A 7,930-nucleotide genomic window follows, 5' to 3' on the forward strand; every position below is an offset into this window, starting at 1 on the left:
CGCCCCTTACCCGTAGCGCAGCAGCCGTGTCCCGTTCGCCTTCAGCCACGCACGCGGCCATTCCACGCCGGCGCCGTCGGTCAGGCTGGCGCACAGCGCCCAGAAGCGCGGGGAATGGTTCATCTCGCGCAGATGCGCCACCTCATGCCCGACCACATAGTCCAGCACCGGCTCCGGCGTCAGGATCAGCCGCCAGGAGAAGGACAGCCGGCCGGTGGACGAGCAACTGCCCCACCGGCTTTTGGTGTCGCGGATGGTGACCGCCGCGACGCGGGCGCCGATGGTCGCGGCCTTGAGCCGGGCGCGGGACGCAAGTTCGCGCTTGGCCTCCCCGGTCAGGAAATCGCGGACGCGGCGGGCGACATGCTCCGGCTGGCCACCGACCAGCAGGGCGCCGTCCTCGATCCGCGTCGGGCCGCGCATGGCAGGGTCGTGGCGGATGACATGCTCGATGCCGAGATAGGGCACGCTGGCGCCGTCGGCGAAGGGCAGGGACGGGGGCATCGCCGCCAGCCGTGCCCGCAGCCAGCCGTCATGCCGGCCGACGAACTGGCGGGCGTCGGTCTCCGACACGCCGACCGGCACCACCACCTGGACCAGCCCGCGCCCGGCGTCGACACGCAGGGTCATGCGGGTCGCACGCGCACTTTCCCGCAATTCCAGCGGGATCGGCAGGCCGGAAATCTCCAGCGCCCGCGGCGGCTGGGGTGGCCGGGCGGCGGATCTCTTGCGGCGACGCGGAAGGGCGGGGGGGCGTTGCACCATGCCGTCTTATAGCGTGGCGACGGCCGGATGCGGAAGCGTCCTCCGCCCTTTGTCGGAATGGTGCAGCGGCGCAGTTTCGGCTTAAAGAAGTAGGGCTTTCGAACGATCCAATCCCATGGGACTGCCGGAGGTCACATTTGACACGATCGATCGGAGCACAAAATAAAGCAGAGGTAACGCGGTGGTCTGATGACCTTCCAGTTACCACAAGCATTCCTGTTTGCTTTCTTATGACCTGTCTTCCCCGTAGCCTTGTCGAGTACATGCCGATGCCTCTCATCCAAGGACAGACACCGAAGCGTGAGGATTGGCTGGACGCCCTGCTGTCGGCCAATGACTCTCCCCAGGCACTTCTTGGCGAGGATGGATGCGTGCTGGTGGCGAACCGCGCCTTCGCCAGGCTTCTCGACCGCGCGCCGGACGCCGTGGAAGGGAGGATGCTGGCAGCTGCCGGGCTGCCCGCCGTCCTGGCGGACAGCATCGACGGGCTGCGGCGGCAGGTGATGGAGACCGGCAGGCCGGTCAGCGCATCCGGTCTGTTTCCGGGCTTATCGGCGCTCGCGCTGACGCCGGTTGCGGATGCCGGGGGCCACATCCATGCGGTGGCTCTGGTCGCCGATTCCGGGGCCGCCTCTCTGGCAGAGGCGCGGGCAGAGGCGGCGCAGGCCCGCGCCGATGCCGAACGCGCCCGCACGGCCAAGGGCAAGTTCCTGTCGGCGGCCAGCCACGACCTGCGCCAGCCCTTCCAGGCGATGCATCTGTTCCACCATCTGCTGAGCGGCCGGCTGACCGATCCCACCTCCATCGAGCTGGCGAACAAGCTGGAGCAGTCGATCATCGGCGGTGAGACGCTGCTCCGCGCCCTGCTGGAGGTCTCGGCGCTGGAAGCCGGGCTGGTCACCGCCAAGCCGCAGAGTTTCCCGGTCGACGATCTGTTCGCCAAGATGCTGGAGGAGTTCGGGTCGGAGGCGGAAGCCAAGGGCCTGCGCCTCAACGTCCATCCGTTCGATGCCCAGGTCACCAGCGACCCGGCGCTGATGGAACGGCTGTTGCGGCCGATCATGGCCAATGCGTTGCGCTACACGCTGACGGGTGGCGTTCTGCTGGCGGCACGGCGGCGCGGCGACGCTCTGCGCATCGAGGTGTGGGACACCGGTGTCGGCATCGATCCCTCCAACCACGCCGTCATCTTCGAGGATTTCCACCAGCTCGGCAATCCGGGGCGCGACCGCAAGCAGGGGTTGGGCCTCGGCCTTGCCATCGTGCGGCGGCTGGCGCAGGTTCTGGGGCATCCGGTGTCGGTGCGCTCCAAGCCCGGCAAAGGCTCCGTCTTCGCGGTGGAGGTGCCGCTGGCCGGCAAGGACGGCGACCGGTCGGGCGACGATTCCGCCGATGGCGAGCCCGAGCCGGCAGCCGGACGTTCTTTTTCCGCCGGGGCCTCTTCCGCCGGGGCCGCGCCGGCGCTGGCCGGGACGGTGCTGGTGATCGAGGACGATGCCATGCAGCTGGAGGGAATCGGGCTGCTGCTGCGCGCCTGGGGTTATGCCGTCATCCCGGCCCGCGGCATCGACGAGGCCTGCGCCGGGCTGGACAGCGGTGCCGCACCCCCCGACCTCGTGCTGTCCGACCTCCGTCTGTCGGGGCCGGAGACCGGCATCGACGCCATCCAGGCGGTCCGCGAACGCTGCGGCCGGCGGGTGCCAGGGGTGATCGTCACCGGCGACACCGATCCCGACCGGCTGCGCAGCGTCGGTCGCAGCGGCTTTCCCCTGGTTCACAAGCCCTGCGATCCGACGGCCCTACGGCGCCTGCTCAGCCGCAGCCTGATGGCAGGGAGGGCAGGCGTTTTGCCGGCTGTGTTCCGGCCGGATGCCGCCTGTTCGCGTTAGCCGTTCCGCGCATGAGCGCTTTCGCTCTGCAACATCCGACGGCTGGCGTTTTCGTGTCATAACGCTTGAATGCGGCGTCTTGACAGTCTCCGGTATGCGTGCGCAGTGTGACGGTTAGAGTAACCAAACAATTTCAAAAGCGATCATCGCGCCATCGGCCTTTTTCGCAACCGCACACCACGCCTTACGCAGGTGCCATCAAAACTTCACGAAAGCGTCGCGGGACGGCAACCCGTTGCCCTCATGACAACCGCGCACCATACCGGGACAGGGAGACCCACCGCATGTTGACCCGCCGCAAGCTTGCCCTCCTGACGGGCGCCGCCGCCACCTCCGCCCTGCTGTTCGCCGCCGCCCTGCCGGGCACGGCGCTGGCCCAGGGCAGGACGGTGATCGATTTCTGGCACGGCCTGCCGCAGCCGCTGGGCGGCCAGCTGGAACAGATCGTCAAGGATTTCAACGACAGCCAGCAGGCGGTCCAGGTCAACCCCTCCTTCAAGGGCGCCTATCCCGAGACGATGCAGGCGGCCATCGCCGCCTTCCGCGCCGGCAACGCGCCGCACATCGTCCAGATGTTCGAGGTGGGGACCGCCACCATGATGGCGGCCGGCCCGGCGGTGAAGCCGGTCTACCAGCTGATGCAGGAGACGGGGGCGTCCTTCGACGCCGACGCCTACATCCCGGCGGTGAAGGGCTATTACTCGTCCAAGGACGGGAAGATGATGGCGCTGCCGTTCAACAGCTCCACCGCCATCATGTTCTACAACAAGGACGCCTTCCAGAAGGCCGGCCTCGATCCGGCCAAGCCGCCGGCGACCTGGCCGGAACTGATCGACGCGGCGAAGAAGCTGAAGGCGTCGGGGTCGACCTGCCCCTTCACCACCTCCTGGCCGACCTGGGTGCAGCTTGAACAGCTGGGCGCCCTCCACAACACCCCCTTCGCCACCCAGGCCAACGGCTATGGCGGGCTGAACGCCGAGCTGAAGATCGACGCCCCGATCTATGTCAAGCATGTCCAGACGCTGATCGACATGCAGAAGGAGGGGCTGTTCAAGTATGGCGGCCGCGACAACAAGCCGGACGCCCTGTTCCCGTCGGGCGAATGCGCGATGATCCAGGGCTCGTCCTCGCTGCGCAGCCGCATCCTGAAGGAGGCGAATTTCGCCTGGGGTGCCGCGCCGCTGCCCTACTGGCCGGAATTCGCCAAGGATGGCCCGAAGAACGGCATCATCGGCGGTGCCGCCTTCTGGGTCATGACCTCGCCCAAGCGCACGCCGGCCGAATACAAGGCGGTGTCGCAGTTCTTCACCTATCTCGCCAAGCCCGAGGTCGACGCCAAGTGGCACATGGACACCGGCTATGTCCCGGTGACGCTGAAGGGCATCGAGATCGCCAAGGCGCAGGGCTATTACGAGAAGAACCCCGGCGCCGACGTGCCGGCCGCCCAGTTGACCCGCACGCCGACCACCGAGAACAGCATGGGGCTGCGCCTGGGCAACCTGCCGGAGATCCGCAACATCATCCAGGAAGAGCTTGAGAAGGCCTTCCAGGGCCAGCAGGACGCCAAGCAGGCCCTCGATGCCTCGATCAAGCGCGGCAACACCGTGCTGCGCAACTTCGAGCGCGCCAACAAGGGCTGATTTCGGCCGTAACCTCCCCTTGGTCCCCTCTCCCCCCCGGGGAGAGGGGGAAGCGGGGGGATCGGACGCCCAAAACGCCACGCGCAACCGACGAAAGACCATCCTGTGCAGCGTCGCGTCACCTTCGACAACCGGCTGTTGCCCTATCTGCTGCTGGCGCCGCAGGTGGCGGTGACGCTGGTGTTCTTCATCTGGCCGGCAGCCAACGCCATCTGGCAGTCGGTGCATCTGCAGGATGCCTTCGGCCTGCGCAGCGAGTTCGTCTGGTTCGAGAATTTCACCCATGTGCTGGGCGATCCGAACTATCTCGACACGCTGAAGGTCACCGTCGTGTTCAGCATCGCGGTGACCGTGCTGGCGATGGGGGTGGCGCTGCTGCTGGCGGTGCTGGCCGACTCGAAGATCAAGGGCGCGCGGGCCTACAAGACCCTGCTGATCTGGCCCTATGCGCTGGCCCCCGCCGTCGCGGCGGTGCTGTGGATCTTCATCTTCAATCCGGACATCGGCTCCTTCGGCAAGGGGCTGCGGGCGCTCGGCTATGATTGGGATTACCGGCTGAACGGCGGGCAAGCGCTGGTGATGGTGATCCTCGCCGCCAGCTGGAAGCAGGTGTCCTACAATTTCATCTTCTTCCTGGCCGGTCTGCAGGCGATCCCGCGCTCGGTGATGGAGGCGGCCGGCATCGACGGCGCCGGGCCGGTGCGGCGGTTCTGGACCATCACCTTCCCGCTGCTGTCGCCGACCACCTTCTTCCTGCTGGTGGTCGACGTGGTCTATGCCTTCTTCGAGACCTTCGGCACCATCCACGCCCTGACCCAGGGCGGGCCGGGCAAGGCGACGGAAACGCTGATCTTCCGCGTCTATCAGGACGGCGTGGTCAACAACGACCTCGGCGGGTCGTCGGCCCAGTCGGTGATCCTGATGGTGATCGTCATTGCGCTGACCGCGGTGCAGTTCCGCTTCGTCGAGCGCAAGGTCCATTACTCATGAAGCAGACCCGTTTCATCGATCTGGTGCCGCACATCGTCCTGATCGTCGGCGTGCTGATCTTCGCCTATCCGATCTATGTGACGCTGATCGGCTCGACCTGGGATTCCGCCACCATCGGGCGCGGCGGGCTGCCGCTGTGGCCGGGCGGGCAGGGGGCGGCCAACTATGCCCAGGCCTGGGCGGGGGAGGCGGGCGAACGCGCCATCTACACGCCCGTCCGCACCATGATGCTGAACAGCCTGGTGATGGCGCTGTCCATCGCCGTGGGGAAGATCGCCATCTCGATCCTGTCGGCCTATGCGGTGGCCTTCTTCCGCTTTCCGCTGCGCATGGCCTTCTTCTGGCTGATCTTCATCACGCTGATGCTGCCGGTGGAGGTGCGGATCATTCCGACCTACAAGGTCGTCGCCGATCTCGGCCTGATCAACACCTATGCCGGGCTGGCGATTCCGCTGATCGCCTCGGCCACCGCCACCCTGCTGTTCCGCCAGTTTTTCCTGACCATCCCGGACGAACTGCTGGAAGCGGCGAAGATCGACGGCGCCGGGCCGGTGCGCTTCTTCATCGACGTGCTCCTGCCGCTGTCGCGCACCAACATCGCGGCGCTGTTCGTCATCCTCTTCATCTATGGCTGGAACCAGTATCTCTGGCCGCTTCTGGTCACCAGCAGCGGCGACATGGAAACCATCGTGACCGGCATCACCAAGATGATCGGCACCGGAGAATCGGCGAACGACTGGCACCTGATCATGGCGACCACGGTGCTGGCGATGCTGCCGCCAGTGGCGGTGGTGGTGCTGATGCAGCGCTGGTTCGTCAAAGGTCTTGTGGACAGCGAAAAGTAAGCGCGGGCGAAGGAACAGAAGAACAATGGCAACCGTCGAAATCCGGAACGTCCGCAAATCCTACGGGCCTGTCGAAGCGATCAAGGGCATCGACATCGCGATCCAGGACGGGGAATTCCTCGTCCTGCTGGGGCCGTCCGGCTGCGGCAAGTCCACCCTGCTGCGCATGGTCGCCGGGCTGGAAGGCATCACCGGCGGCGAGATCGCCATCGGCGGGCGCGTGGTCAACGAGCTGGACCCCAAGGACCGCGACATCGCGATGGTGTTCCAGAACTACGCGCTCTATCCGCACATGACGGTCTTCGACAACATGGCCTATGGCCTGAAGATCCGCGGGATCCCGAAGGCGGAGATCCGGGCGCGCGTCGACAAGGCGGCGGAGATTCTCGAACTCGGCCGCTTCCTCGACCGCCGGCCGAGCCAGCTGTCGGGCGGCCAGCGCCAGCGCGTCGCCATGGGCCGCGCCATCGTGCGCGAACCGGCGGCCTTCCTGTTCGACGAGCCGCTGTCCAACCTCGACGCCAAGCTGCGCACCCAGATGCGGGTGGAGATCAAGCGGCTGCAGGACCGGCTCGGCATCACCAGCCTCTACGTCACCCACGACCAGGTGGAGGCGATGACGCTGGCCGACCGCATCCTGGTGATGAATCACGGTGTCGCCGAGCAGATCGGCACGCCGCTAGAGGTCTACCAGCGCCCGGCCAGCCTGTTCGTCGCCGGCTTCATCGGCTCACCGCCGATGAATGTGCTCGATGGCCGCATCGACGACCGTGGTGAGGCGGTGCTGGTGCCTGGCGGACAGCGGCTGCTGCTGCCGCAATCACGTCCGACCGATGCCGGTCGCCCGGTGAAACTCGGCATCCGGCCGGAGCATCTGGCCGCCGCGGCAGCGGATTTTCCGGGGGGCTTTTCCATCGAGATCGAACTGGTGGAGGCGCTGGGGGCCGACACGGTGGTCTATGGCCGGCTGCCCGATGGCGAGGCCCTGCTGGTCCGCATGGCCGGCATCCCCACCGTGCGCGAGCGCGACCGGCTGACGGTCGCCCCGCAGGACGGTGCTCTCCACCTGTTCGACGCGGTGACGGGGCGGCGGGTGGAGTGACGCGTCCGGTCAGAAATCCGAGCAGCGTCCCTTGAACTCCCAGTCGCCATAGCGGGTCGGCTCCGGGCCCTTCGGGCCGCCGATCTCGCCGGGCTTCTGTTCGGGGCCCCTGGTCTCCGTGGCATCCTGAGCTGTCTGGTCGGTCACCGCCTCGGCGGCGTCCTTCTGCGGCTTGGTCGGTTCGGTCATCATGTCCATCGCAATACTGCGGGTATCTTGAACGCGGGCGCGGCCCGGCCCCATATCTTGGGCCGGAGCGGATTACACCGCTTCGGCCCATCCTGAACCGATATGGCGATCATGACCAGCTATCTGAAGACCACCATTCTCCTTGCCGGCCTGACGGCGATCTTCATGGCGGTCGGCTTCCTGCTGGGCGGCAAGACCGGCCTGATCATTGCCTTCGTCATGGCGCTGGGCATGAACCTGTTCAGCTACTGGAATTCGGGCGACATGGTGCTGTCGATGTACGGTGCCCGCGAGGTCGATGCCTATTCGGCCCCCGAGTTCCACGGCATCGTCGCCCGGCTGGCGGAGCGCGCCGGCCTGCCGATGCCGCGCGTCTACATCATCCAGAACGATCAGCCCAACGCCTTTGCCACCGGCCGCGATCCGGAGCATGCGGCGGTCGCCGCCACCACCGGTTTGCTGCAGCGGCTGACTCCGGAGGAGATCGCCGGGGGATGGCGCAGAGCTGCC

Annotated in this window: 8 protein-coding genes; 6 read left to right on the plus strand and 2 right to left on the minus strand. The window is 66.8% G+C overall.

Annotated features, from left to right (window positions below; translation table 11 throughout):
• Window positions 1–6 precede the first annotated feature (6 nt).
• Complete coding sequence (locus I71_RS20715) at window positions 7–765, minus strand: M48 family metallopeptidase (RefSeq protein WP_083897289.1); 759 nt, start codon at window positions 763–765, stop codon at window positions 7–9.
• Between the two features lie 269 nt (window positions 766–1,034).
• On the opposite strand from I71_RS20715, the gene I71_RS20720 reads away from it, so the two are divergent.
• From I71_RS20720 to I71_RS20740, 5 genes are all read left to right on the plus strand, one after another.
• Window positions 1,035–2,654: an ATP-binding protein gene (locus I71_RS20720; protein WP_083897290.1), complete on the plus strand. Its 1,620-nt coding sequence runs from the start codon at window positions 1,035–1,037 to the stop codon at window positions 2,652–2,654.
• 284 nt (window positions 2,655–2,938) lie between these two features.
• Complete coding sequence (gene ugpB, locus I71_RS20725) at window positions 2,939–4,294, plus strand: sn-glycerol-3-phosphate ABC transporter substrate-binding protein UgpB (RefSeq protein ID WP_042697410.1); 1,356 nt, start codon at window positions 2,939–2,941, stop codon at window positions 4,292–4,294.
• A 105-nt stretch (window positions 4,295–4,399) separates the two neighbouring features.
• Complete coding sequence (ugpA, locus tag I71_RS20730) at window positions 4,400–5,284, plus strand: sn-glycerol-3-phosphate ABC transporter permease UgpA (RefSeq protein ID WP_042697413.1); 885 nt, start codon at window positions 4,400–4,402, stop codon at window positions 5,282–5,284.
• On the plus strand, window positions 5,281–6,129 hold the full coding sequence (gene ugpE, locus I71_RS20735) for a sn-glycerol-3-phosphate ABC transporter permease UgpE (protein WP_042697416.1): 849 nt from the start codon (window positions 5,281–5,283) through the stop codon (window positions 6,127–6,129). Before ugpA ends, ugpE begins: the two co-directional genes overlap by 4 nt.
• Window positions 6,130–6,154: 25 nt before the next feature.
• Window positions 6,155–7,231, plus strand: a complete 1,077-nt coding sequence (locus tag I71_RS20740; protein WP_042697419.1) for a sn-glycerol-3-phosphate import ATP-binding protein UgpC — start codon at window positions 6,155–6,157, stop codon at window positions 7,229–7,231.
• Between the two features lie 9 nt (window positions 7,232–7,240).
• Here I71_RS20740 and I71_RS20745 read toward each other — a convergent pair whose 3' ends face one another.
• Window positions 7,241–7,429, minus strand: coding sequence for a DUF1674 domain-containing protein (locus I71_RS20745; protein WP_049976219.1), 189 nt, complete (start codon window positions 7,427–7,429; stop codon window positions 7,241–7,243).
• Window positions 7,430–7,522: 93 nt separating this feature from the next.
• Between I71_RS20745 and I71_RS20750 the strand changes: the two genes are divergently transcribed.
• Window positions 7,523–7,930, plus strand: a 408-nt coding sequence (locus tag I71_RS20750; RefSeq protein ID WP_148294311.1) for a M48 family metalloprotease, incomplete at its 3' end; no start/stop codon positions are given.

It is taken from the genome of Azospirillum sp. B506, from assembly GCF_000333595.1.
Lineage (GTDB): Bacteria > Pseudomonadota > Alphaproteobacteria > Azospirillales > Azospirillaceae > Azospirillum.